The 23,973-nt window shown below is 64.6% G+C and carries 23 protein-coding genes; 6 read left to right on the forward strand and 17 right to left on the reverse strand.

Features of this window, described 5'->3' with window-relative positions:
* Nucleotides 1-71 precede the first annotated feature (71 nt).
* The 15 genes from CH283_RS23720 to CH283_RS23785 form a co-directional block, all read right to left on the reverse strand.
* Nucleotides 72-473, reverse strand: coding sequence for a hypothetical protein (locus tag CH283_RS23720; RefSeq protein WP_094639450.1), 402 nt, complete (start codon nt 471-473; stop codon nt 72-74).
* Nucleotides 474-511: 38 nt separating this feature from the next.
* Entirely contained in the window at nt 512-2,131 is a 1,620-nt protein-coding gene (locus CH283_RS23725) for a peptidoglycan DD-metalloendopeptidase family protein (RefSeq protein ID WP_094639451.1), read from the reverse strand.
* On the reverse strand, nt 2,128-2,493 hold the full coding sequence (locus tag CH283_RS23730) for a transposase (RefSeq protein WP_094639452.1): 366 nt from the start codon (nt 2,491-2,493) through the stop codon (nt 2,128-2,130). The genes CH283_RS23725 and CH283_RS23730 overlap by 4 nt, the downstream gene beginning before the upstream one ends.
* Nucleotides 2,493-4,337 carry an ATP/GTP-binding protein gene (locus CH283_RS23735; RefSeq protein ID WP_255183316.1) on the reverse strand — a complete coding sequence of 615 codons (1,845 nt, stop codon included), beginning with the start codon at nt 4,335-4,337 and terminating at the stop codon, nt 2,493-2,495. Before CH283_RS23735 ends, CH283_RS23730 begins: the two co-directional genes overlap by 1 nt.
* A 53-nt stretch (nt 4,338-4,390) precedes the next feature.
* Nucleotides 4,391-5,896, reverse strand: a complete 1,506-nt coding sequence (locus tag CH283_RS23740; RefSeq protein ID WP_094639453.1) for an SCO6880 family protein — start codon at nt 5,894-5,896, stop codon at nt 4,391-4,393.
* Nucleotides 5,893-7,455: a hypothetical protein gene (locus tag CH283_RS23745; protein ID WP_094639454.1), complete on the reverse strand. Its 1,563-nt coding sequence runs from the start codon at nt 7,453-7,455 to the stop codon at nt 5,893-5,895. Before CH283_RS23745 ends, CH283_RS23740 begins: the two co-directional genes overlap by 4 nt.
* Nucleotides 7,452-8,288: a hypothetical protein gene (locus tag CH283_RS23750; RefSeq protein ID WP_094639455.1), complete on the reverse strand. Its 837-nt coding sequence runs from the start codon at nt 8,286-8,288 to the stop codon at nt 7,452-7,454. The genes CH283_RS23745 and CH283_RS23750 overlap by 4 nt, the downstream gene beginning before the upstream one ends.
* Nucleotides 8,285-8,923, reverse strand: a complete 639-nt coding sequence (locus CH283_RS23755) for a hypothetical protein (RefSeq protein WP_094639456.1) — start codon at nt 8,921-8,923, stop codon at nt 8,285-8,287. The genes CH283_RS23750 and CH283_RS23755 overlap by 4 nt, the downstream gene beginning before the upstream one ends.
* 53 nt (nt 8,924-8,976) lie before the next feature.
* Nucleotides 8,977-9,249: a hypothetical protein gene (locus CH283_RS23760; RefSeq protein ID WP_094639457.1), complete on the reverse strand. Its 273-nt coding sequence runs from the start codon at nt 9,247-9,249 to the stop codon at nt 8,977-8,979.
* Nucleotides 9,250-9,316: 67 nt separating this feature from the next.
* Nucleotides 9,317-9,472, reverse strand: a complete 156-nt coding sequence (locus CH283_RS28490) for a hypothetical protein (protein ID WP_176457206.1) — start codon at nt 9,470-9,472, stop codon at nt 9,317-9,319.
* Between the two features lie 30 nt (nt 9,473-9,502).
* Entirely contained in the window at nt 9,503-9,799 is a 297-nt protein-coding gene (locus tag CH283_RS23765) for a hypothetical protein (RefSeq protein ID WP_094639458.1), read from the reverse strand.
* A 38-nt stretch (nt 9,800-9,837) separates the two neighbouring features.
* A complete protein-coding gene (locus CH283_RS23770) occupies nt 9,838-10,482 on the reverse strand; it encodes a DUF6668 family protein (RefSeq protein ID WP_094639795.1) in 645 nt (214 codons plus the stop codon).
* Between the two features lie 32 nt (nt 10,483-10,514).
* Nucleotides 10,515-12,224, reverse strand: a complete 1,710-nt coding sequence (locus CH283_RS23775) for a cutinase family protein (RefSeq protein ID WP_094639459.1) — start codon at nt 12,222-12,224, stop codon at nt 10,515-10,517.
* 5 nt (nt 12,225-12,229) lie between these two features.
* Nucleotides 12,230-13,144 carry a hypothetical protein gene (locus CH283_RS23780; protein WP_094639460.1) on the reverse strand — a complete coding sequence of 305 codons (915 nt, stop codon included), beginning with the start codon at nt 13,142-13,144 and terminating at the stop codon, nt 12,230-12,232.
* A 92-nt stretch (nt 13,145-13,236) separates the two neighbouring features.
* Nucleotides 13,237-14,493 (reverse strand): hypothetical protein, encoded by a 1,257-nt coding sequence (locus tag CH283_RS23785; protein ID WP_255183317.1) that lies wholly within the window; start codon nt 14,491-14,493, stop codon nt 13,237-13,239.
* A gap of 998 nt (nt 14,494-15,491) precedes the next feature.
* Between CH283_RS23785 and CH283_RS29090 the strand changes: the two genes are divergently transcribed.
* From CH283_RS29090 to CH283_RS23815, 5 genes are all read left to right on the forward strand, one after another.
* On the forward strand, nt 15,492-15,935 hold the full coding sequence (locus CH283_RS29090) for a helix-turn-helix transcriptional regulator (protein ID WP_094639463.1): 444 nt from the start codon (nt 15,492-15,494) through the stop codon (nt 15,933-15,935).
* Nucleotides 15,936-16,265: 330 nt separating this feature from the next.
* Nucleotides 16,266-16,913 (forward strand): hypothetical protein, encoded by a 648-nt coding sequence (locus tag CH283_RS23800; protein WP_141215290.1) that lies wholly within the window; start codon nt 16,266-16,268, stop codon nt 16,911-16,913.
* A gap of 17 nt (nt 16,914-16,930) precedes the next feature.
* Nucleotides 16,931-17,374, forward strand: coding sequence for a hypothetical protein (locus CH283_RS23805; RefSeq protein ID WP_094639465.1), 444 nt, complete (start codon nt 16,931-16,933; stop codon nt 17,372-17,374).
* A gap of 76 nt (nt 17,375-17,450) precedes the next feature.
* Nucleotides 17,451-17,936 carry a hypothetical protein gene (locus tag CH283_RS23810; protein ID WP_141215289.1) on the forward strand — a complete coding sequence of 162 codons (486 nt, stop codon included), beginning with the start codon at nt 17,451-17,453 and terminating at the stop codon, nt 17,934-17,936.
* Nucleotides 17,937-17,980: 44 nt separating this feature from the next.
* On the forward strand, nt 17,981-19,090 hold the full coding sequence (locus CH283_RS23815; protein WP_141215288.1) for a DUF6545 domain-containing protein: 1,110 nt from the start codon (nt 17,981-17,983) through the stop codon (nt 19,088-19,090).
* Nucleotides 19,091-19,130: 40 nt separating this feature from the next.
* On the opposite strand, the gene CH283_RS23820 is transcribed toward CH283_RS23815, so the two are convergent.
* On the reverse strand, nt 19,131-19,748 hold the full coding sequence (locus CH283_RS23820; protein ID WP_255183318.1) for a class I SAM-dependent methyltransferase: 618 nt from the start codon (nt 19,746-19,748) through the stop codon (nt 19,131-19,133).
* 727 nt (nt 19,749-20,475) lie between these two features.
* Between CH283_RS23820 and CH283_RS23830 the strand changes: the two genes are divergently transcribed.
* Nucleotides 20,476-22,305 (forward strand): hypothetical protein, encoded by a 1,830-nt coding sequence (locus tag CH283_RS23830; RefSeq protein ID WP_141215287.1) that lies wholly within the window; start codon nt 20,476-20,478, stop codon nt 22,303-22,305.
* Between the two features lie 203 nt (nt 22,306-22,508).
* Here CH283_RS23830 and CH283_RS23835 read toward each other — a convergent pair whose 3' ends face one another.
* Nucleotides 22,509-23,681, reverse strand: a complete 1,173-nt coding sequence (locus tag CH283_RS23835; RefSeq protein WP_094639470.1) for an ATP-binding protein — start codon at nt 23,679-23,681, stop codon at nt 22,509-22,511.
* Between the last annotated feature and the right edge of the window lie 292 nt (nt 23,682-23,973).

The following is a 23,973-nucleotide window of genomic DNA, read 5'->3' on the forward strand; positions in this document are numbered from 1 at the left end:
GTGCTCCTTCGATTCGATGATGGTCAGTGTCGCAACGGGTACCGACACATCTGCGCGGGTCGGCGGTTGCTCTATCCGAGGATGTTGACTCCCGCAGCGGCGAACACGCTGACAGTCCAGATCGCCCACATCGCCAGGAGAGTCGATGCCACAGCGATTGCTTTCTTCAGGGCGGTGACCGTCCAGTTCCTACCCCGCATGTAGTCGATTCCGACCGCCAACACACTCCCGATAGCCAGGGCGACGGTGACCACGATGATCGCCCACCATCCCTGGCCGAGGGCGTCCTCTGTTGCTTCGAGGCGGCCGGCGTTCTCTTCGATGGTGTCTGCGGACGGTAGTACCCAATTCGCTACGGGAACGGACCAGGCCAGCCAGATGACGACTGCGGTCACGGCGAGCGCGACGAGCGCTCGGTGCACGTCGTGGGGTCCCAATTCGTATGCCGTGCGGTGGGGTGTGCTGGTGGCCATGGCCGTTGTCTCCTTCGGTCGTGCGTGGTCGGTGAGGGCTATCGAGCCAGGTCGTAATCGGATGCGGTGGCGGTGATGGTGGTGACGTAGTTCTGGGTCTCCGAGTAGGGCGGGATGCCGCCGAACTGTTGGACCGCTCCGGGGCCGGCGTTGTATCCGGCGAGCATCAGTTCGACGGGATCGCCGGTGATGGCACCGGATTCGATCCCCGGTCGCAGGGTGTCGGCGACAGCGCAGTTGTAGCGGCCCTGCGCCATGACGGCGTCGCCGATGTCGTTGGGATCCCCCTCCCCCGCTGCCCCGGTGACCACGCCCTTGTCATCGACAGGGAAACCGAACGACGCCCACGTGCCGGGTAGGAACTGCGCATACCCTTCGGCACCGGCCGGGCTGGTCAGACCCGGTCTGAAGCCGGATTCCTGTTTGAGCTGCGCCGCGAGGATCGCCGGGGAGAGCTCGCGGCACTGCGCGGCCGAGAGGGCGAGCCACGGCTCGAACTCGGGAGGGATCTGGCCGGCGGCAAGGTTCGCATGATCACCGAGACCGGCACCGGGTGCGGTGGTGCAGTTGCCGGTGGCTTTCGGTGCCGATCCGCCGCCGCCTGGGACGGGCCCGTAGGTCTGACCGGGTGCCGGTGCGCCGTGGCCGACTGTGGTGACGTGGACGTGGTCGAAGTGGTTCTGGGTGGGAGACCCCCTGTCCTCCATGGTGTTCGGTTCACCTTGGGAGGGGATGTATTCCTGTCGCCAGATCATGTATTCGATCTGGAGGTAGTCGCGGTTCGCCCACAGGTAGTCCTTCACCTGGTCGCCGAGTGCTTTTCCTTCCTCGGAGGACCAGTTGTCGATCATGATGTCCGCCGCCCGCCCGGAGGGGTGGTCGTCGAATCCCCCACCGTCGGCGCGCCACCCACCGATGCGCGTGATCTGCGGGAACTTCGCGTGCACGGCGCGGGCGACGCGGACGGTGTCGACCTGGAAGTGCTCTTCGGAGCCGACGTCGGCGGGCAGCGCCGCCATCTCAGCGGTACTTCCGCCGGTCGGTGCGGTCGTCGACGGCGAGGGTAGTGGACTCTGACCGGTCTGTCCGCTGCCGGGTTCGGCGGCGGCTTCGTAGAACGGCTGCGGGTCGATCGCGTTGTCGGGTGACCAGGGGCCGGTGTGGTACTCGAAGTGCAGGTGCGCGCCGGTGGTGTCGCCGTTGTTGCCTTCGTTGGCGATGTGCTGACCGGCGGTGACGTGCTCGCCAGGCTTGACCAGGACACCGTCGGGGAACATGTGCCCGTAGACGGTGGAGACGATCTGGCCGTCGATGTTGTGTTCGAGGACGATCCACATCCCGAACCCGTCGGCGGGTCCGGCTTGCGTGACGATGCCGTCGGCGTAGGCGTAGATCGGTGTACCGACGGGACCGGCGAGGTCGATGCCCTTGTGCATCGTCCCCCACCGCGACCCGAACGGGCTCGTCAACTGCGCTTCGGAGGTCTTCATCGGCTTGGAGAACGACCCGGCCGGAACACCACCAGCAGCCGCGAAGATATCTTTCCCGGGAATGCAGTTGGTGGGTACTTCTTCTCGGACCCCGGTGGTGACGAACAGGACCACGAACAGCGACAGTGCGAGCACCACCGTCACCGCGATCGCGCCGCCCTTCTTCACAGCGCAGCCGCCCCGAACGAGTGCGAGCCGTAGGACTGGCTGGTGATCGAACGCGGCGAGCAGGCTTCGAGTCGTTCTGTAAGAGTGCGGTTCTCACTGCGGAGCCGTCCGATCTCGGCTTCGGCCGCCCGTAGCTTCGCGGCGACGTCATCGGACGCCGGAGACCGGGAGGACCCGAACTTGTCCTTGACCCACCGTGCCACGGTGTTCTCGTGTGCCCCGATCGCATCGGCAAGGACTGCAACGCATTCGGCGCGCGAGGCGTAGTTCTGGCGAGACTTCTCATACTCCCTCAATGCCCAGGCCCGAGTCTCGGCGGGGAACTCGGCACGCGGATGCTCGCGGGAATCTTCGGCGCGCATCACCGCGCCCCGGCCAGCTCGGAGTCGTCCACGTAGGCATCTGCATCGTCGAGTTCGTGGTGCTGGCCGGCGAAGTACTCGGCGAATCGCGCGTTGGTGTCGTGGACTCCGGTGTCGTATTCGATGTCGGTGAGCACGGTCTGGATGGGAATGCCGGGGGTGTTGTCCTTGGCGACCTTGATCAGGAACTTCCCGCGCCCGATCGGGTTGCGGACGGTGCGGCGTTCTGACCCGCGTAGCGCTGCCCCTCGTGACCAGGAGGTGACCATCCCCGCTTCGGCGTCGGTGAACTTCAGCTCCCCGGAGAGGCGCTCGACCTCACCGATCGGCAGGCCTCCGCACACGACCATGCCGGCCCGGTCGATGAAGCCCTTCGCGGTCTTGATATCGGCTTCGGTGGGCAGGGTTTCGAGGTCGCGGCCGGTGTGGGTGATCATCAGCAGCCCGGTCGCGTCGGTGCGGTTGAGGCGGGTGATCTCGTTGACGCGGGCGACCATGCCCGGCCCTGCACCGATGACCTGCCACAGCTCGTCCAGGGCCATCAGGAACAGTCGTTGGCGGTCCAGGCCTGCGTCGGCGAGCAGGTGCGCCGCTTCCACGGTGCCGTAGGCGTCGGCCCAGCATGAGAGCATCACGGCCGCTTTGAGGGTGGTGTCGCCGCGGTCGAGGGAAGAGACGTCGATGCAGATCATCGGTGCGTCGAGGTCGATCGGTTCGGTGGTGTGGTCGGCGAAGATGTCCCCGAGTGGGCCTGAGGTCAGTGCGCCGAGGGCCTGCATCAGCTCGGTGATTGCCTCGCGGTAGCCCTCGTGATCGGTCTTGTACGCCGCTTGGAGCATGTCCTCCGATCCGGCGTCGATGCGAGCGTAGAGGTCTTTGAGCAGCGGCGGGTGGGTGTAGGAGAATCCGCCGTCGGCGTACAGCTCACGCAGCGCGATCCCGATCAAGGAATTCTCGAATGCCTTCACCGAGTGGGTGTCGTAGCGGATCAGCTCGACCAAGGCGCAGACGGCGTTGATCTGACGGGTGGCGATGGTGATGGTAGCGACGTTGATCAGCTCGTCGAGCTCGGCGATCCGGGCCGGGTCGGTGGCCTCGTCGCGGGCGGTGATCGCGCGGACCACGGCCTGCCCGAGGGCCCCGGCAGCGAGGGGATTGAGGTGCCCACCGCCGTGCCCGAGGGTGATCACCTGCCCGCCGAGCAGGCGGGTGAGCTTGACGTATTCGCCTTTGATGTCGCCGGCGACGATCGGGGTCTGCCCCCATCCGCACGCGCCGAGGAGGATCTTGCGGATCAGTGTCGACTTCCCCAGGCCCGGCAGGGACAGAACGAACATCGACGGGTTGCCGATGAGCTTGTCGCGGAAATACGCGAACGGATCGCACGAGACGGCGTTGCCGGTGATGGCGTGCTGACCGACGATGGTCCCCGACGAGGGCGCGGCCGCGCCAATCGCCCACGGGTTGAGCCCGCACATCTGCACCGAGGTCGCTTCGTACTCGATCGGGGCCGGGACGGTCGACATGCGGCCACCACCGGCACCCTTGAGCCCGCGTGTGGTCGAGGACAACGATTCCCGCCACAACTGGTCCAAGGCGGCCTCTTGAATGAAGGCTTGGTTGCTGACCGGGTTCTCGTTGCGCCACCGCGCCAGACCGATGCCGCGTCGGGACAGCTTGTAGGGCTCTTCGGCGTCGCCGACGGCGACGGCTGCGGCAAGCGCGGCGTAGTCGGCGTCGCCGATGATCCAGCGGACGAACGCCGACGGCTGCGCAGTGTCGGTCTCGAAGTGCAGGTCGCCGTCGCTGTATCCCGAGTCGGGTCGGTCGTCGGTCATGGTCATCGTCGGGAGTCTCTTTCTCACGCAGGGGGTGGGCCGGTGCGGGCGAGCAGCGTCTAGCTGCGGCGCACCAGGATCGAGGTCGAGATCTGATCGGGCAGAAGCACACCGACGCCGAGACCGGCGACGAACGCGGCGTCCTGGAAGGCGAACGCGCGGCGCAGCCGTAGCCGGGAGCGGGCAGCGAGTGATTCGGTGACGGCGGCGGCGTTGGCGATTTCTTCGACCGATCCGACGGTGATCGTCAGCAGCACCGAATAGCGTTCGTATCCGGCTCCGGAGACCATTTCCCGGCGGGCCTGCTCGGCGATCTCGTGGCGCTTCTCCGACCCGGCGGAGGTGATCTTGTTGCCGCGAGAATTGATCGCGTGCAGGGCGTCTCGGTGTTGCTTGTCGACCTTCTTCGCGGCGTCCCCGGCGGTGTAGGGGCGGTAGACGAGCGTCAATCGTTTGCGCGGGAGGTCGTCGTGCGGCTGCAGGAGCGGTTTGAGGACGGTGTCGGTGAACACCGATTCCGGCGGTGCGGCCATTTCCCAGACGACCGAGACGCCGCCGTCGTGGCGGTAGTGACCCCACTCGGTCTTCGCGCGCCCCGGTCCGGCGTCATTCCAGTCGACGCCGTGCTCTTCGCCGGAGATCTCGAGTTCCTCGAAGTCGTTCTCGGTCGAGGGGTTGTAGGAGCGGTGCACGGCCGCGGTGATCTCGGCGGCGGTCATCGGTTGTGCGTCGATCCCGGCACCGGAGAGCGACTCGTACAGATCCGGCAGGCGGCGGGCCAGTTCGGTGGCCATCTCTTCGGGGTCCTTCTGCCGCTCCTTGGTGGTGGCACGGAAGGTGATCGACAACCGTGCCAGGGTGCGGTGACGCCCGGACGGCATCCGGACGGCGGACTGCTCGACGAACGTCGCCGCCAAGGGCGGTGCGGTGGAGACGAGTTCGTGTTCGGCTCGCCGCGCCAGGCGCAGCCCGGTGGCGGGAATGTTCTCCACCACCACGACCGCGCCGACGATGTCGCCGGGCAGTCCGAGATCGGCGAGGTAGACACCCCAGTCGGCGGTGTAGAGATCCTTGTCGCGCTGGACGATCGCCTCGTCACCGCCCGGGAGGGCGTCGAAGACGACGGTGTAGCGGTGATCGTCGGGGTTGTGGATCATCCCGAATTCGTTGCCGTGCCGGTCGATTCCCATGTAGACCTTGGTGCGGGCGAGCAGGCCTGGGAGCTTGTAGCGGCCACCAGGGATCCTCGAGTGCGGTCCGGCGTGGTACTCGGTGGACTTGTCGATGTGCTTGCGCCGGAACCATTGCATTCTCAGTTGTCCTGTCTCGTAAAGGGTTCGGCCGTTCGGTGCGACGACCAGAGGTGTGAGGATCACCGCGCCGAGGCCCATCAGAGCCAGTCCGGCGACGACATGGACGAAGATCAGAACCGCGAACGAGACCGCGAAAAACCCTGCACCGTAGGCGATGACCTTCGTCGGCAGGCCGAAGGCGAATGTCGACTGGGGCCGGTTGCCGGCGGAGTAGATCGGTGGCTCGTACGGGGCTTCGAGTTGGGCGCTCATCGTTGGATCCGTCCGTGGTAGTTGCCGACTGCGCCTTCTGCAGCCGAGCCGAGAGCAGTGGAGGCCGAGCCTGCGGTGCGCGCGACGGTGCCCGCGGTTTTGAGTGCCCCGGCTGCCCCACGCAGGCCTGCCGAGGATGCTGTGCGCCCTGCCGACCCGACGGCCGAGCCGACCCTGCGGGCTGCGCCCATCGGCCCGGACGATGCGCCCGCGTGCGATGGACTCGATCCCCCGTTGTATCGGCCCTGAAATCCGGGAGTGGGACGCGCACCGGTGCCGTTCCCGCCCGAGGAGCCGCTTTTGCCGCCGCCACCGGAGGATCCGGCGACGGTGTTCGCCGCTGCGCCGAGGGTGCGCGATGCCGCCATCCCGCCTGCCCCCATCACCGCACCTCCTGCTGCGCCGAGTGCCCCTACTTCCCGCCCACCGGCAGAGATGGTTTCCGCTGCGGGAGCGACGATCTTGACCAAGGTGGGCAGGGAGAACCCGACGACGGCCAGCAGGATCGAGCCGATGATGACCGTGGCGATCTGATCCGAGCTCGACGCCGAGGATGCCCAGAACGCGAACAGATACAGCAGCGTCGCTACCGGCTTGAACAGCAGCGCGCCGAGAGTGAACGCGATCATCGACTTGTAGGAGCTACGCCCGGTGCCGGTGGCCGACGCTGCAGCGGCGAGCGGGATGACGGCGACGACGACGCACAACACGGCCTCACGGATCAGCAGTGCGATGAGCTGGGCAACCGAACCGAGGAAGGCGAACCCGGCGCAGGCGAGAGCGAGTATCGGGCCGAGGCCGGTCTTGTCGTCGAACGCGGTGATGGCGGTGATCTTCTCGTTCAGGTCCCCGCCGACGAACTTCTCGAGCGCGTAGGCCGAGGCGACGTCTCCGACTTGGTGGAACATCAACACCAGGATCGGCAGCAGCGACACGGTGACGACGGTGCGCACGAGCATGTTGGCTGTTTCGGTGGCTCCTTCCATCACTGCTTGTTTGCGGGCGATGGCGAGTTTGGTCATCGCGATGACGATCGAGGCGAACAAGGCGACGACGGTGAATCCGGTGATGATGTTGCGTAGCCCCGACATGGCGTTCTCGGCGGCGAGTCCTGGTATGCCCGAGGACATCCAGAAGGTCATGACGGTACGGAATGCCTGGCTGTTGCCTTCCATCACGGCTTTGGTGAAGTCACCGACGGGATCACTCCAGAACGCGGACCCCACGGAGGAGACGGCAGTAGATATCGCGTCGCCGGGGTTGTCCTCGAACGAGTTGGTAAGGCAGAACGTCTCGGGGACGATGTTGCCGGTGATGTCGTTCATGAAGTCCTGGAAACCGTTTCTGTCACTCGCATTCTCGGCGAGGCACTCACGGCGGTCCTTCTGAAAATCGTTGCCCTGGTCGGCGATATCGGCGACTGCGGGGATCTCTGGGGGTGTGTCCTGTGCGTAGGCGACGGCGCTGCTTCCCGCCACGATGCCGAGGGTGATCACCGCGAGCATCAGCACCCGGACAGCGGCACTACGAATCCGTGCGGGCACGGCCTGCCGCGTCATGCGAAGCTCCAGCGGGTGAAGGAACTGATGTCGGTGATCTCGGTATTACCGGAGACCGATCGCGAGTCCAGGCGTGCCTTCCAGTGATCGCCGTCGTAGAACAAGCCCGCGCGCAGCACCGAGTACACCGGTGTGGTGCGGCGGCGACCGTTCTCGTCGACAGGAACTTCGATGGCGTATTCGACGGAGGCGAAATCGTCGGTGCAGGAGATCATGTGGAAGCCGACCGGGGCGGGGAGCGCCGATGCGGCCGACGATGCCGGGTTGTCCCATCGTTCGTTGGCGGCGAGGGCATCGAGTTCGGGGGTTTGCACTGTCAGCTGCTCGTAGGCATCCTTGGCGACCGCTCCAGGGCCGTAGAGCGCGGCCAGCCAGTTCCAGCCGGCCAACGCCGCGCCCTGCGGACTGCGGCTGTATCCGGTCAGGACGTTTCCACTTATCGCGTCCGGGCCGTCTGTGGTCGAGACGAGCATCGGCACTGCGGTGGTCTGCTGGATCTGCACCCCGGTCGGTGAGGTGACCGGTGTGTTGGTCGGGGTGCATTCGACTCGTGGGTCCGGTGGGCTTTGCGGAAGCGGCTGCCCGATCGGATTGTTGGGGACGGTGACCTTGCGACCGAGGATGTCGACGACGGGTGTCCCGAAACCGCGTTGCCCGTTGCTTCCCGAGCCCGATGCGTCTGGGGGTTCTGGTTGGGTGGTCGGCGGTGCCACCACGGGCGGTGTGCTGTCGTCGTCGTTCATATTCGGGACGATGAAGACGATCGCACCGACGACTGCGACGACGACCAGGGCCGAGACTGCGATCACAATGCTGCGGATACGGCGGCTCATGAGGTGCGCTCCAAAGTGGTGTAGCCGTCGATGGAGTCCAGTTCGACGGCGTCGATGTTCTCCTCGGCGGTCGGTAGGACGATCCGCCAGTCATCCGATATCCATTGCAGCGCAACCGGGTAGGCATAGAGCTGGGTGTCGGTACCGATGGTTTGGGCGACCGACACTGCCGCTGAGAGCGGGTCGTCGCTGTAGTCGGTGACCTCGAACCCGACGAACTTCGGTGCCGCGTCGGCGGGGACCGATCCGGAGACGGTGACGGCGGTGCGGGCGGCCGCGAATTCGTCGCGGCCCGGTCCGGGTGCGGTGACGGTGTTGACCACGTCCGGCCAGGCGCGGTCGTCGGCGACGGCGAGTGCGGTCTGTCCGTTGATCGCGGCCAGGACAGCGCCTTGCGGGGTTTGTGCGTATCCGCTGCGGTTCACCGATGTTCCGGCGAAGGGCCCGTCGATCCGTGAGGTCGGCACAGACACTCCCGCGACCTCGCGCCAGGTCAGTTCGGCCGGGGCGGAGCGCAGATCGGGTGCTGCGTCCGGGGTGGCGGTAGGGGCGTCGTCGTTGCCGGATCCGCACGCAGCGAGTGCGAGGACGGTCGCCGCTGTCGCGGCGATCCGGAGTGTGCGGGAGACGGTCATCAGGTGAGGCCTTTCGGGTCGAATGTAGTTCGGGTGCAGCGAATGTGGGTTTCTCAGGCGAGGACGGCTTGAGCGATTCCGGATGCGGATCCGATGATGGCGGCGCAGATCAGGATGCGGGCCAGGGTCGCGTCCTCGACCATCTGTGTTCCGGTGGACTTGCGCTGGTTGACGAACACGGCCCCGCACACGAACAGTGCTGCGATGCAGGTGATGATGGCGAACCAGAGCAGCCACGACAGGCCCGTCATGATCGGCTGCCACACCTCGTCGGGCCATTCGACCGGTTCGGTGGGTGGTTGAGCGAGCACGTCGGTCATGGCCATGACACGTTCACCCACCAGGCGCTGAACGAACAGAGCACGGTGATGGCCAGGGCGCCGGTGTGACCGGTCATGCGATCACCGCGCCGATACCTGCGGAGACAGTGCCGACCACGGTCGAGACCAGCAGGACTGTGGTCGCGCGGTCGTGTCGGCTGCAGATGGTCTTGTCGACGGCGACCACACCTCCGCTGATCACCATCGCGCTGATCGAGGCGATGAACACCCCCCCCCCACAAGGTCCAGTTCAAGGCGGTCATAGGACGAGCATGTTGACCAGGCCGGCGGCACCACCGATGACAATGGACCCGAACAAGCCGCCGACGAGTTTGCCGGTGGCACCGCCTTGGCCACCGCCGGAGATCTTCTCGTAGGCGAGCATCGCGCCGCAGATCATGATTCCGGCGACGGCGGCGATGATGCAGCCCCACATCAGCCAGGACAGCAGGGTCAAGATCTTCTCCCCGGTGCGGCCGTCCGGTGCTTGGGGGCTGACATCACCGATGTTCTGTGCGAGGAAGGTGGTTGTCGACGCGGCGAGGGTAGTGATCATGGTTGATCTCTTTCTGTGAGGGTGAGTGGTATTGCGGTTCAGTGGCCTGCCGCGATGCGGGCGGCAGCGAAGATTTCCCGCCCGATCACGGCGAGTTCGTGGTGTGGCGTGGTGGTCGAAGGGGCGGGTGCCCGCATCCGCCCGGGTGGGGGTGGGTCGGGCTCGGAGGGTGTCCAGATCGCGAGCTCGTGCTGTCTGTGGGTGCGCAGATCCTCGACGTACGGGATCCGCCAGACCGCCGGGGCTGCGGAGGCGACGACATCGGCCCAGCGGCGCAGGGTCTTCGGGAGTGGGCCTGGTGCGTCGGGAACCAGAGCGAGTCCGAGGAGGGTGCAGCCGCCGGTCAGTCCTGCGGCTGCTTGCAGGAGCAGATCGTGTGCAGCGTCGAGGCCGGCGCGGTCGGTGCGCGCGACGACCACGACGTGCGGGTGCCGGTCGCGGGCGGGCCAGCCCCGGCGGGCGTCGCCCGCCGGGGCCCAGATCTGAGCGAGTGTGCCTGCGCCGGAGCGCCCGTGAGCGGCGAGGAGCCACATCGCGGGCTGGCGACCGTGGACCGATGGTGAGACCGGGTTGTCGTGTATCGGTGCCTGCCGGGATTGCGGTGGTATCCGCAGTCCGGCCGGGGTGACAGATGGTTCGTCGTCTCGGTCGTAGTCACGGCGCTCTGCTGGTTGTGCGGCCATGTCGGGCGCACCTCCTTCTCCGGCGTTCTCGGTCACCGAGTGGTGGTCGGCGAGACGGTCGTGGGCGCTACGGCGGGAACGTCCGCGATGGTGGTGGCCGCTGCGGTCGTCGAGGAGGTAGCGGTGGACCCGACGGTGGCGTGGGCGGCGAGGATGCTCCCGGCGCTGCGGACGGTGTCGGTGGTGGCGAACAGCGCCGCGCCCTGCTTGATCACTGCGCCGACTTTGTCTGCGAGGCTTTGATCGCCGGTGAGGTCGGCGGCGAGGGCGACAATCCACCGGACGGTCAGCTCGACGGGGGTTTCACCTTTGGATCCGACCGGAACACTGTCGTAGGAGCCGTGTTTGGTGGCGGTGTTCCAGTACGAGGTGTCGGTGACGAGCTGCGCGAGACCGGCGTTCTCGTCGATGGTGTTCGACACTTCCTTGAATGCGACGTCGACGGCCGAGTCGATGGTGGCCGGGGGTACGAGCTTGACCGCCGAGGACAGCACTTTGGTGGCGAGTATGCCGAGGGCTGCGGGTGGGTTGGTCAGGCCGACGGTGGCGAGCTGGCCGATCGTCTCGGGGGTGATGACGTCTTTGGCGACGGTGATCGCCGCGCCGATGGCCATACCGGCGATCTTGGTGACCGCACCGACTGCTTCGTCGATCATCTCGTCGGTCGAGGTGGCGGAGGGGTCGGAGTACTTCGCCATCTTCGACAGCACTGTTTCCGAGGACGAGTTGACCTCGAATCGTCCTGCCTTGGAGTCGAAGTCGATGTTGTCGTTGATCACCGACGCACCGGTCATCAGGGCGGTGCGTCCGACGGCGGTGGAGACGTCGGTGAGGATCCGGACGGGGTCGCGGGTGTCCATCGAGGACTGTCCGGCGATGGAGGCAACGAGCTTGGCGGCGGGGGCGTCGATGGGGGTGTCGCACGCGAGATCGCCTGCGGTGCAGTACGAGGCGACCCGGTCCGAGACTGCTCCGAATCCGGCGATCTTCGGTGTCGGTGCGATACCGCCGCCTGCGGGGGCGGCTGCGGCCACAGCCGGGGCGAGTTGGACGGTGTCCACTGCTGCGCCGCTGGTGCCCGGTGCCGGGGCGGGGGTGGAGCCGCCGCTGGCGATGACGTCTTCGCCTTCGGCGCGGGTGGGGTCGGAGAACAGTGCTGCGCCGGCGAAGTGGTCGGCGTCGACGGGTCCGGTTCCTGCCCCGATTTCGCGGGTGACCTGGGAGGCGACCTCGCCGCCCTGGGAGTAGCCGGAGAGGAAGACCTTGGTGCCGGGGCAGTGTGTGGCGATGTCGGAGATCATCTTGGTGGTGTTCTCGACGCCGATGTCGACGGACTGGGCGTAGGGAACGGCGGAGCGATCGCCGGGCTTGCCGCCGAAACTCGCCGGATACGGGACGTAGCTCCGTTCGAGGGCAGGCCCGTCACCGGAGTTAGCATCGCGCATCGCGGGCACGGTCAGCCGTGAGAAGAATCCGGAATCGGTGTCGGGTGAGGTGTTCTCGTCGATCTCGGTGGTACCGGGTACGACGACGAGATGCAGTACCGGGCAGTCCCCGCTACCGGTGTCCGGTGGGGTGGGTGTGGTGGACGGTTGCGCGGCTGCGACGCCGCTGGCGGAGACCACGATGGTCACTGCGGCGGTAGCGGCGAGCAGGCGCACGGTGTGGCGGCGAACCTGGTCGATGGGTGTGTGCACGGCTTCTCTCTTCTTCGGTGGGATCCAGCGGATATGCCTGGTCATGGGGGTCAGCGGGAGACGATGGCGGAGATGAGCGTCGTGCCGTCCTGCGGCTTGGTGGTGGTGATCCGTTGGCGACTCATGCGTCCGTCGATGCCGGGTCCGCGTTCGACGACGGTGACGTCGTAGATTCCGGCGTCGATCGGGTCGGCCAGGACACAGAACTCGATGTCGGGTTCGAGCTGGTCGATCCCTGCCTGGAGGCGCTGCGCGGACGCCATCACCGCATCTGGTGCACCTGCGGCGCGGGCGGCAGCGCCGTCGCGGTCGAAGTAGAAGGCCTTCTCGAACCGCCAGATCGCCGCCGCGCCGGGGTCGGCACTGTCTTCGGTGACCGGGTCACCGTCGGCTTGCCCCCGGCACCAGGTGACATCGGCTGCGGCTGCACCGGCTGCTGCGGGCGCGGTCGAGGTAGGAGCCGTTGTGGTGGTGACGATCTCGTCGGGAAGCAGTACAGGCGGTGGTTGCGGTTCGTCACCGAATCCGGTCACCACCAGCCCGGCTCCCACTACTCCCCCTATCAGGACCGCGAGTGCGGCGGTGACGGCGACGGCGGCGCGGTGGCGTCGCCACCACGACTGCGGAGGTGAGGGCGCGGTGTAGGGGCCTCCAGCGCGAAGCACGGAGGTCCGTTCGTCGAAGGAGCCGAATCCTTCCGAGGGCTGGGATGCGGGGCCACGGTTAGGGTGGTCCACCGCGATGTCGTCGGTAGGGTGCTCGACGAACCAGTCGTCGTCCGGCTCGGTGTCGACGGACTGATGCTCGGCCAGGACTGTCAGTCTGCGCTCGGTCGGATATTCGGAAGCTGCTGCAGCGGTGTCGGTCTCGGCGATGACAGGCTCAGCGAACCAGTCGTCGGTGCCGTCGACGTCGACGTCGCCGATGTCGTTGTCGGTGTCGGTGGTGCGGTCTCGAGGTGCCACAACAGGCCTTTCCGAGGGATCGAAGTAGAGGAACGGGGTCGAACCTTCGGATACAGCCCGGCCACCGGGAGTGGTCGGGCTGCACCCGGAGGTCAGACCGCGAGGTTCAGGCCTGCAAGTGCGGCTTTCGCCTGGTCGAGAGCGGGAGCGACGGCGGTGTTCACCGCGGCGACGGTGTCCACAACGGCAGGCTGCTCGAGGGCGGTGGAGGTGAACTGCTGAACCTGCTCGTAGGCGGGTTCGGTCCACCCCTGGACCGCCGTGGCGGCCTGGTCGACGTCGGCCGGGGCGAGGTCGAGGCTGCCCTGGATCTGGTCGACGGTGGTGTCGATGGCGTTCTGCACGCTGGGGGAATCGACGGTCAGGGGCGCAGCAGGGGCAGCCGGAATGCTCTCGGGTGCCGGAAGCGGTGCGGGTTCTTCGATGATCTGCTGCTCGCCGCCGAGCACGGTGGCACCGAGGATGCCGCCGATGACCGCACCTGTGCCGGTCAGGCCTAGCACGATCGGAGCCGAGAGGGCAGCGCCGACTCCTGCTCCGGCGAGTGCGGCCGCTCCGGGGATGAAGACCCATCCGACCGGTCCGCCCCAGACGATCGCACCTGTGCCGGTAGTGGCTGCGACGCCGAGTCCGCCGCCGATAGCGGCTGCGGTGCCGGTGATCACTGCGGCAGGGGCCACGGAAGCGGCGAGGCCGACAGCGCCACCTGTGATGACGCCGGTTGCGGTACCTGCTGCGATGCGGTCGGCGCGGGATGCGTCGGCGAATCCGTTGTCCACGAGCCAGTTTCCGCCGTCGGCCTGGATGGCGGCTCCGGTGTTGTTGAACTGTTCGACCAGGTTCGGGTCGAGCAGGTTCGGGTCGTACGGTACGAGCTCGCCGCCGACGAGGACGTAGCCCTCGGGTGCGTCGATCGGTGCAATGACCTTGTGCTGCACAGTCGGAACGGGCGGCGGGGGCGGCGGAGCTGCTTGCAGTGCGGGCGGTGCCTGGGTCGGTGCGGCCTGCGGCGCGGGGGCCGGTTCGTAGTAGGTGTTCTGGTACGAGGACTGCTGGTTGCCGGACCGGTAGTCGTCGTAGCTACGCCACTGCGTCTGCTGCACCTGGGGTGAGGCCTGGTAGCCGGGCAGGAACTGGCGTTCCTGGGTCGGCGCGGGCGGCGGCGCGACGGGGGTGGTGTCGGTGGTTCCGGACTGGGCGGTGTCGGGTGCGGTCACGAAGTCCTGCGGTGCCGCGTGTGCGGTTGCGGTGCCCCACGCGAGGGCGACGGCGACGGGCACGGCAGTGAGAACGAGTGCTCGTTCTCTGCGGCGGCGGTGACGTCCGCCAATTCCTTGCTGGGGAGACATGTGTGGTGGTGCCTTTCGTAAGCGCTGCGATGCAGCGGTATTGGGCGGGTGTGACTAGAGTGGTTGATGGTGGAACCACCACCGACCGCGCTGGGAGAACGACCGAAAACGAGGGTCAGCCTTCGGGTGATCCCTCAGCGCGGACGATGGGTGATGCCTTGGGAGTGGATGCCAGCGTGCGTCCGTTGCGCACTGGCATCCACGAGCGCTCAGCCCAGCAGGCCAAGCCAGAACCAAAGCTGCGAGAAGATCCAAGGCATCGGTCGTATTCCTTTCTGTCAGTGGAGGGGTGGGAGTGTGTTCGATGTCCCGGCGGGGTCGCCCAGTTCGGCACACGATGAGGTCGAAGCGTCACCACGCGACCCTCGCGCCGGTCCACCAAATGAGCTACGGCGCAGTCTCAGGAGTCGGACTGTCGCTGTAGCTCACGACTGGGGTCAGGCGGCGTCGCCGAATGCGCGCGATCGGACGCCGGGCATGACCTTCGAACCGTCCGTGGGTACACGGAACGTCGGATCAGCGTCGGTCCATGTGCCCATCGGTTCGCCGGTCTCTTCGCACAAAAGAAGGTGCGTGGAATGCGGTGCCGAGGACAGGGAGCACACAGCGAGACCGACGACTCGGTCGTTCACTGCGCTGCACTGGTCTCGTGGCATCTGTACGGCCGCTGAGACTTCAAGACTTCCTGAGTGAATGGACAGCACGTAGCGCTCCGTTCCGGGGCGCTACGTACGTCGACGTCAGTTAGGCTGAGAATGCCCATGTAGACGCGACTACGGTCGCACCCCTGTCTGCTGGGTCGGCCCTCGTGGATGCGCTTTGCGGACGCCAATCAGCTACGCGCACCACGGGGGTTCTTTCTTTGTTCGGGTCCTGTGCTAAACCTTACTTCGATAGTCCGGTTTAAACAACCCGTGATAACCAATCTGTTTTTCGACTACATTATGTGCTACCAGGAATAGGCGGGTGACATTGTGACTCACCGTGGAGTACCAGCGATGAAGCGCCGCCTCCGTGGTTTCGATCCGAGCCGCCTGCGAGACGCCCGAGCCAGGGCCGGGCTCAGTGGCGCGGAGGTTGCTCGACGGGGCGGTATCGGAGCGTCGACCTACTCGCAGTGGGAGCAGGGAAAGGCGGATCCAGGCATCGCCGCACTTGCCCGCTGCCTCGCAGTGCTGCAAGTGGGTGTAACCGATGTGGTGATCGTGGACCCCAGTGATGAGCACCTTGGAGACTTGCGGGTAGCTCGCGGCCTTACGCAGGGTGATCTTGCTGGCAAAGTTCAGGTGAGCCCTCAGCACATCGGCGCACTCGAACGCGGTCATGTGAAGCTGTCGGACGCAATGGCCCGAAAGATCGCTAGCGCCCTTGGTTTCGAGGTGTCGCGTGTAGTTGCCTCCTTCGATCGCGTACGAAACCGACCGTCGGACGTGCTTCCGTGAGGACTTTGATGGCAGGACGGCGTTCATGTCGCCAGTAGTCCGGTTCAGTGGCAGCTGAACGGAATCGCCTCGGTCGGTCATGAGTGGGCCGACCACCCTTCTCTGGACGTCCCGTGGATCCAGTCTTCTAGATTCACGAAACTCAACGCATGATCTTGTTGCGCCGCGTTTTGTCACGAGCGGAACACTATGGTCCCTCTGAGCGATGGGCAAGTAGAAGTCAATTTAGAACGGATAACACGCCTCTGAGCAGGAGTTTTGCGACCGACTCGTTTATTGACCCTGCTCAGTTTATTGACCTTATATTGACCTCGGACCTAGGATGGATCAGTGACGCAAACGGGACACCCACTATGGTTTGCCACCTGCGTCAGCTCCCGCAGAAAGCAACGGAACCTCACCATCACGGGGTTACGCGAAGCAGGTGGGCCGACAAAGCCCGTCGTCCTGATGGCCGAACGCGGCGAGCTCAACAACCCGCGGCCAAGTACCTTGCAAAAGTTCGATACCGGCCTGAGTTGGAAGCCCGGAAGCGCCGCGAACGTCTACTGGGAAAGTGCGCAGCCGGTTGTATTGGGGCAAATACCGTACAAGGCGGGTGCGGGGAATGTCACGGTCGGCCTCGACCCTCTGACTAAATTGCTCGAGGCCCAGAGGGACATGCACAGAGAGATCGCTGGCATGGAAGACAGCACCTCAGGAGTCGATGATTTGCGGGTAGCACTCAAGAAACTGGACGTTGCAGTGTCTGCCATCGCCGGGTCCTTCGTCACCGAAACGTTGGAACGTAATCATGGCCAGCACCACAAGGCAATTGACTCCGCAATCGCGGCACTGCTCGAGCATCCTGTCGATTACGACGATCCAGAGCGCGAGGAAAAGCTCTACCGCCGTTGGCTTTACGGCAGTCCCATCGAAATCGATCACGCAACAGCCCAGCGCTTCGCGCGCCGTCTAAGAGATAGTCGCCGCCGCTAACAAAGAACGGAACGAACATGTCCAAGGCAACGCCACCGCTGCACGTGAGAATCAACAAACTCTTCGAGACAAACCGCACCGCGGACAACCCGGAAATCAGCAATGCCGTCGTCGCCGGAGCGGTCTCCAGCTTGTTGGGACGACTTGTTCACGAGACGGATATAGCAGAGTTGCGCGCTGAAGCCGGTTTTCGATTCGTCGACGCCGACTTGGTTCATGCTCTCGCTGAGTACTTCGAGGCCCCCGCCTCCTTCCTCGCGAACAAGTGGGACAGCACGGCGGAGAGCTACGACCGCGAACTGTCAGTGCTGACCCAGCTACGCGATTCCGGCGTTCAGCTACTTGCGATGCGCGACGGAGGCGCGATGAGCGCCGAGGACCTCATGAACATACTCGAACAGCTCCCTGAGCAGCACAAAGGCAAGGAATCCGATACAACCGGTACCAGGAGTAACGTCTAGCGCCGTTCATCGTTTTCGGTTGCAAGGTCGGAGGGAGTCGGGGCCCGTGAGTCAAGAGATTCAGATTCGGTCGGTTGTGCGACGCATCGCAGCGAACATGCCGTCGGATGAGCCGTGGTCGCGTCACAAGTTCATCGACCTGATCGCGGAGGAACGTGATCGACCTATCGTCCTGTGGCCCGTCGAGTCGGCAAGGCTGAGCCGTGTGGGCCTGACAGGGACCCTCTGCGGGCTGTGGGTTGCGCGCAAGCAAGACGACTTCATTGTGTACGGGTCCGACGTTGCCGAGTATCAAGCAGACCAGGTCATCGGCCACGAGGTAGGTCACATGGTGCTTTCGCACACCGGCCTGCCTGAGTCTCAACACAGTAGGGCCATGCTCAGGGTCTTGTTGCCACACGTATCGGAGCGAACCATCGAGAATGTGTTAGGCCGTGACAGCTTCGAAGACGACCAAGAAGCCGCCGCCGAGTCCTTCGCCGACCACATCATGGTCGAGGCAATGGTCAATCGAAATCGACGCCAGTCGCCCCTCCGCTCGACCTTCTTCAGGGCGAAATGACCTCCCCCGTCCCAGCGTGGATCTCGTGGCCAATCATCCTACTGATGGCGCTGACGTTGGTGGTGCGCGTCGCGTGGCTCAACTCGTCGATCATCGACAGGCTGACTACACGGTCGCTGGTCATCGGATGGTTCGCGTTAGTTCTCCGTGAAAGTGCGGTCCAAGACGCAATCAGGCATCTACCGAAGCCGGTAGGCGACGTCGCTCTGTTTCAGCAGCTCACGTTCTGTTGCATCGTCATGGTTGTCATGGCCATCTACGGCATGTCGCGGTTATGGATTGGAGCCGATCCTTCCGCTGTGTGGAAGCGCCAGCGGGTCTACGACGCGGTTGGACTTGCTCTCAGTGCCGTCATCCTCATTTCCGGGACATCTTCCCGGAAGGCCGGTGAGCTAGTCGATCAATACTTGGGCTGGCCGGCAGTCGTCTTGTGGACCGCCTTCTACGCCCCGATTCTGTTCGTCGCAGTTGCTGTCATGAGGATCTTCTTACGCGAAGCTCGACATTTCGACACCGCGGTCCGTGAGAAAGCACTCTATGGCTTGGCGATTGCAATTGCGGTCGGTCTCGCGCTTGTTGCGGTGAGTACGCCTATTCTCACGTTTCAGGAAGTCTTGACAGGCTCTGGGTCGGCCGATCCAGAGATGCATGTGAAGGCCCTAACTTTCTTCCTCGCGGTTGCTGGATCACTGATCATGGGTGCGGTTCCGGTTGTCGCAGTACTGCGGGCAAAGCTAGGACAGGACCGAATCAGCAGGAACTTGAAGGAGATCGAGCGTCTGTGGCAAGACATGACCGATCAGTTCCCCGAGGTCAGGACAACCGACAGTCGACAGTCCCAGTCCGATCCTGCGATGAAGCTGCACAGGAAGATCATCGAAATTCACGATGCAGCACGCAGGCTCAGCAAGTGGAACGCATCCACGTTATCCACTGAATCGGACCCGCTTCAACTAAATGCGGGGAGTATTGCAGCAGAACTTGCTCAGGCTTACGCCGCTAAAGCCACTGGTCAGGTGCCTCCGGAACGCTACGAGCTATTGATGGTGCTGGCGCAGCGCTCCGGGGCTTACGACCTCACCGCGACGAGCGATGACTTGGTCGACGTTGCCAGGGTTTGGCGAAAGCTACGCCGGCACAGCGTGATGTCCTGATCGAACCGCTCGTCACTTGTGCCAGCGAGCCGCTCACACGCTAAGACCGTGGTGTGGAAATCGGGTCTTCGGCAACGAAAAGAGCGACATTTCCGATCATATCAACCTTCACATGCTCGAACCGACTGTTGAGTGCCTTCTCCAGTCCCGGTAGATCGTCGTGCCAATTGCCGAACGCACCAATCTTGTTGTACGCCGTCATCAGTGCTTTGCCGAATAGGGTGTATCGCTGATCGACTCCGATCACGGTTGATCCAAACAGCACTCCCCCGGGCTTCAACTTCTCGGCAAGATTGTCGAAGGCTGCGGCCTTGGTCGACCAGTCGCCTGGTAGGCAGTGCAATACGTAGTTGAGAGATATCGAGTCGAACGCTTCGACGTTCTCGGCGAAGGGTTCGAGTACGTCTTGCTTGATCAGAGTGGTGGGTATTTGGAGTCGAGACGCGGTGTGCTTGAGCGAATTCGGGCTGAGATCCGAAAGCGTGAGATCGACTTCAGCTGGTAAATCTGCGTTGGCGAGCAGCCAACCTGATCCGGGCCCGACCTCGAGGTGTCTGTGTCCGATGCGTCCGTTGTAGAGGTCGAGGAAGTTCTGTCGGTTGCAGCGCCAGGCGTAGCTGTTCGATAGCCGCATTACCCAGAGGTCGTAGACGTTCAAGAACAGATTGCTGCTGTACGGAGCCGCCCCCGCTTGGGTCGTATCAGATGTCATCGAGTCGATATTCCTCTCGGTGTGTGCGAGCCAATCCCCCGCGTGGCCACCACGCGGTGAGGAGTCTGCCTTACTGCGGCCTTAGAAGACATGGCGGATCGGGAGGCAGCGTCACACGTCCCGACTGTCCAGTCAGATCACACTGATGTAATTCGCTGCAACGCTCTCGGCGTGTCACGGCGCTTCGAAAATGATTCTGGTTCAGGATGGACTCCGGTTGGGACCGAAGACGAAGGAGGCCGTGCCATGCCGATGCCCAGTAAGGGTGACCGGACGTCGCTGACTGTCCGACTGCCGTCAGAGCTGATCGACACGCTCAAGGCACAGCGGAGCTCGGCTGGCGCTACGTCTCTGAGTCAGTACGTTGCCGATCTTATTGCGATTGCTAGTGACCGGGAAGATCTTGCGCGCGAGCTCAACCGCGCACAAGAGCAGGGGGTGTTGCCGTTGACTGCGTAGCTGTCTTGACCCTTAACCGACGTTTGGGTCATACGACCAACTGAATCTGCGCAGCACTTTGAGATGACAAAAACCCCCGGCGTGCGGGCCGAGGGTTTCTGAAGTCAGAGAAGCGAGTGACTAACTCGCAACTCGTTCCGTGTTGCTCTTCCCCGAAGGGACTGTCTTGGCGGACATGTCTCAGGGTACATCGTGCCCTGAAGTAGGTACAAGATTGAATGCTCGTGTCGTCCACCCGGATGCGACTGCGGACCGGCTGTGGCATCGATTCGCACCGGCCATTGCTGCGCGCCGATCGATGCGTCTCTACGACCCGACGACGCGTAAATACGTGTCCGCAGGTCCGTTGACCCTCAGACGGCCGGCATTGCCATCGGCTGTGCCGCTGTTCTCACGCGGGCGCGCCGGCATCGTTGCCTTGGACTTCGACACCAAACACCACGGTCACGCCGCCGTTGTCGCCGACGTGACGCGTCTGCAGGCGTGGTTGACCGAATGCGGTGGCCGCGCAGTAGTCGACGAATCGACCAGCGGCGGCCAACACGTACTCATCCCGCTGGCACCGGGCAAAACAATCACCACCGACGAGGTACGGCCACTGTTACGCCTTCTCTCAGCGCGACTTCCCACGTTGGACATCACACCGATGACCAACCACAAAACCGGCTGCATCACCGTCCCAGGCTCGCAGTGCAAAGAAGGTGGCCACCGCACCCTCGTCGACCTCGACCCGGCGACAGCGTCCGACATCCTGACCGTCGGGTCCGATGCCGGCACACTCCAACGCCTCGAAGCCCTGCTCGGAGGAACGGGCCGAGCGATCACCAGCCCGATCGACGCCCACATCCGCGCCGAGACGTCCGCAGAACGTGTCCTTGGCAGCAGCGATGACGCCCGGTTGCATCCCCGTTTCTGCCGCTCCACCCCGCCGCCGCGCTGCGTCCTCGACTTCGCCAACACCGGCCGCATCGACACCCGCCGCTGGCCCTCACGCTCGGAAGCACGCCAGTCCGTCATCACCCACGCCGTCCTCGCCGGAGCCAGCGCCGCCGACATCCTCACCCGCGTCACCGAACCCGCCTGGGCGGGTGTGCGCGCCGCGTACGCCCGCTACGCCGAACCCGAACGCGCCATCCGCCGCGACACCGCCCGCGCCCTCGACTGGGCCGCATCGACACTCCCCGACCCAGTCCGGGATACCGGGCACAAGAAAAAGCACACAGGGGGTACCTACGATCCGGTACTTCGTTTATGGCTTACCCACGCTCAAACCTGGGTCGCTTCCGAGTTTCTTCATCGGCGGGACAGATGGACTACGCATGCAGTTGTTCAAGCACTGGCGTGGGCTGCGGCAGTCTCTGGGCAGGTAGTCGAAGGTGTTCCCACCGTCGGTGTCGGTGGCCGGTCACTGTCCATTGCGGCAGGCATGCTCCCGGAATCGACAGTGTGGTCCGTGCTGGAGCGGCTGCGGGACATGGAAGGCTCACCGCTGTTGTTGATCGAACGCGGCGTGAGTCAGAACCCGGACCGGTACGCGCTGGTGCCCACACCCGCGGGACGAGCAGCGGCACTTGAGATCTCTGCAGGGCCAGCAGAGGTGGAGTCCGTACACCCGGCGTGGAGCGTCATCGGCTGGCGTCACCGTGTCCTCTACGACGCAGTGGTCGCCGCACCAGAGCCTCTGACCCCGGATGAGCTGTTCACCGCCATCGGGGTCGGACGCACCAGCGGGTACGAGGTGTTGCTGGATCTGCGCGTCGCCGGTCTGCTCACACTCGACAACGCTCACATCGGTGTCGGGCCGGTCGAACTCGACGACATTGGCCATCGTCACGGTCTCACGTCGGCCGTCCGTGCCCGCATCGTGCGCCACCGCGCCGAACGCATCGTCTGGCGAGAATGGCTCGCAGCCCGTGAGGAGGCACGCACCCCGCCCGAGCCCGATCGGTCATTGTTCGCGATCGCTGATGATCACCCGGCCGATCCACCCGACCCCGACTACATCCTCGCCGTGATGGATACCGGGCCGCCAGACCCGTTCTGACGCACGGTGTACCGGTTACCCATCTAGGGCAGACGCGGGCGCGCCGGCCGTGTTCGCGTTGCTCGCTCTCGCCCGCCCGCCGCGCGGTTGCACGCTGCAATAGTGGATCGAACTGGTTCCTACACCGACGTCGTTGTGTGATGCCGGTGCTGCGCGATTCGTCTACGTGCTCCACTTCGGCCCAGGTGACGTTCTGTATGAGATCAGATGACCGGTGCGTTGGGTTGACGGCGGATGAAGTCCGCCATCCCGGGGACAGTGAACGCAACCAGGCCGCGGGCCGGCGACCAGATGAGTCCTTTGCGTATGCAGGAGTCACGGTGCGGTGCCATCGATTGCGGATTCGACCCGAGGGCCTCGGCGAGGGCTGCCGTCCGCGGAGTATCGGTTCCGCTGCGTGCGATCGCCACCAGATAGCGTTTCTCGGCTTCGGTGGCCCGTAGCCACCTCGAGCTGTAAAAGCCGGAATCGAGCGAGGCGTGGCCGGTGTCGACAGCATCCTCGGCGTCGGCGAGCGTGAACGGGGACTGCTGGGCTGCCTGCCAAAGCTCGTGACCGAACACCTGAAGGAAGTACGGGTACCCATCGCTCGCTGCGACGACGTAGTCGGTTGCCTCGGCGTCGATGTCCTGGTTCAACCGGGTGATGGGTGTGACGATCGCATCGCGGGCCTGATCATCGGCGAGCGGACCGATGGTCCTGTAGTCGAACTGGCGCTCGGCGTACGAGCGTGCATCGGCCAATGCTTGCGCAAGGTTCGGAAGGCCTGCACCGCACACGAAGAACGGCCACTCGCGCTGAGCCGCACGGTGCTGGGTCGCCAAGATCACCTGCAAGAGCGCCGGCTCAAGTTCCTGCATCTCGTCGATGAACAGCCCCAGCGCGGTGCCGTCCTTGCGGAGTTCCTCGGTGAGATCTTCGACGAGGTCCTCGAATTCGACCCCCAGACTTGGTTTCTCGGCACCGGCGGAGCGAGCGAGCTCGACACCGACACCGAACGCAGTGGCGGACACCGAGAACTCCTCGGTCAACTGCCGGATCTTGTCCGCGATCGGGCCGGCGAACTGACGACGGCGTACAGCGCGAGAAATATCTTTGGCGATACGCCTCCGCAGGGCCTCGGCACCTTCCACACTGGTCTGAGCTTCGACCTCGACCACCACCCAATCGTGGCGGCGCGCCTGATCCGCCATGGTCGCCAGGAGCGTGGTCTTGCCTACCCCTCGAAGTCCCTGCAGCATCAACCCGCGGTCGTAGCGCCGCCGTTTCGCCCGTGCAATCAACAAGTCGAACCGTTCGAGCTCGGCGGTACGCCCGACGAGCTCGGGTGGTCGGGTGCCAGACCCTGGTGTGAAGGGATTCAGTCCGTACTCCATGCACTCAGACTATCGAAAAGTATGTATTTGTATTAAGTCCAATCTTATACAGTTAGATACATTTCGATAGATCAGCGGCTCTGTGCAGATCTGGCGGACTACGTCGACAAGCAGTACCTGCTGCAGGAGCAAATACTGTGACACCCTTGCGGTGTCGATGTCGGCCGATGCGTGAACAGCGGTTACGCGCCGTCAAGATATGTTGACGGTGCGCGGCGGATGTCGAGCCCGCGCCTGAGGCGTAGACGCCATCTGTCGCGGTTTTCTGGGTCCAGATGCAGCGGCAACGGTG

The sequence above is a fragment of the Rhodococcus sp. 05-2254-2 genome (genome assembly GCF_002259095.1).
Lineage (GTDB): Bacteria > Actinomycetota > Actinomycetes > Mycobacteriales > Mycobacteriaceae > Rhodococcoides.

What these genes read in the sequence shown, in the direction of transcription:
- CH283_RS23730 (WP_094639452.1), bottom strand. Translation starts at nt 2,493, where the DNA reads ATGCGCGCCGAAGATTCCCGCGAGCATCCGCGTGCCGAGTTCCCCGCC.
- CH283_RS23785 (WP_255183317.1), bottom strand. Translation starts at nt 14,493, where the DNA reads ATGTCTCCCCAGCAAGGAATTGGCGGACGTCACCGCCGCCGCAGAGAA.
- CH283_RS23775 (WP_094639459.1), bottom strand. Translation starts at nt 12,224, where the DNA reads ATGACCAGGCATATCCGCTGGATCCCACCGAAGAAGAGAGAAGCCGTG.
- CH283_RS23760 (WP_094639457.1), bottom strand. Translation starts at nt 9,249, where the DNA reads ATGGCCATGACCGACGTGCTCGCTCAACCACCCACCGAACCGGTCGAA.
- CH283_RS23745 (WP_094639454.1), bottom strand. Translation starts at nt 7,455, where the DNA reads ATGACGCGGCAGGCCGTGCCCGCACGGATTCGTAGTGCCGCTGTCCGG.
- CH283_RS23815 (WP_141215288.1), top strand. Translation starts at nt 17,981, where the DNA reads ATGGCGCTGACGTTGGTGGTGCGCGTCGCGTGGCTCAACTCGTCGATC.
- CH283_RS23755 (WP_094639456.1), bottom strand. Translation starts at nt 8,923, where the DNA reads ATGACCGTCTCCCGCACACTCCGGATCGCCGCGACAGCGGCGACCGTC.
- CH283_RS23835 (WP_094639470.1), bottom strand. Translation starts at nt 23,681, where the DNA reads ATGGAGTACGGACTGAATCCCTTCACACCAGGGTCTGGCACCCGACCA.
- CH283_RS23770 (WP_094639795.1), bottom strand. Translation starts at nt 10,482, where the DNA reads ATGGCCGCACAACCAGCAGAGCGCCGTGACTACGACCGAGACGACGAA.
- CH283_RS23740 (WP_094639453.1), bottom strand. Translation starts at nt 5,896, where the DNA reads ATGAGCGCCCAACTCGAAGCCCCGTACGAGCCACCGATCTACTCCGCC.
- CH283_RS23735 (WP_255183316.1), bottom strand. Translation starts at nt 4,337, where the DNA reads ATGACCATGACCGACGACCGACCCGACTCGGGATACAGCGACGGCGAC.
- CH283_RS23765 (WP_094639458.1), bottom strand. Translation starts at nt 9,799, where the DNA reads ATGATCACTACCCTCGCCGCGTCGACAACCACCTTCCTCGCACAGAAC.
- CH283_RS23805 (WP_094639465.1), top strand. Translation starts at nt 16,931, where the DNA reads ATGTCCAAGGCAACGCCACCGCTGCACGTGAGAATCAACAAACTCTTC.
- CH283_RS23750 (WP_094639455.1), bottom strand. Translation starts at nt 8,288, where the DNA reads ATGAGCCGCCGTATCCGCAGCATTGTGATCGCAGTCTCGGCCCTGGTC.
- CH283_RS23720 (WP_094639450.1), bottom strand. Translation starts at nt 473, where the DNA reads ATGGCCACCAGCACACCCCACCGCACGGCATACGAATTGGGACCCCAC.
- CH283_RS29090 (WP_094639463.1), top strand. Translation starts at nt 15,492, where the DNA reads ATGAAGCGCCGCCTCCGTGGTTTCGATCCGAGCCGCCTGCGAGACGCC.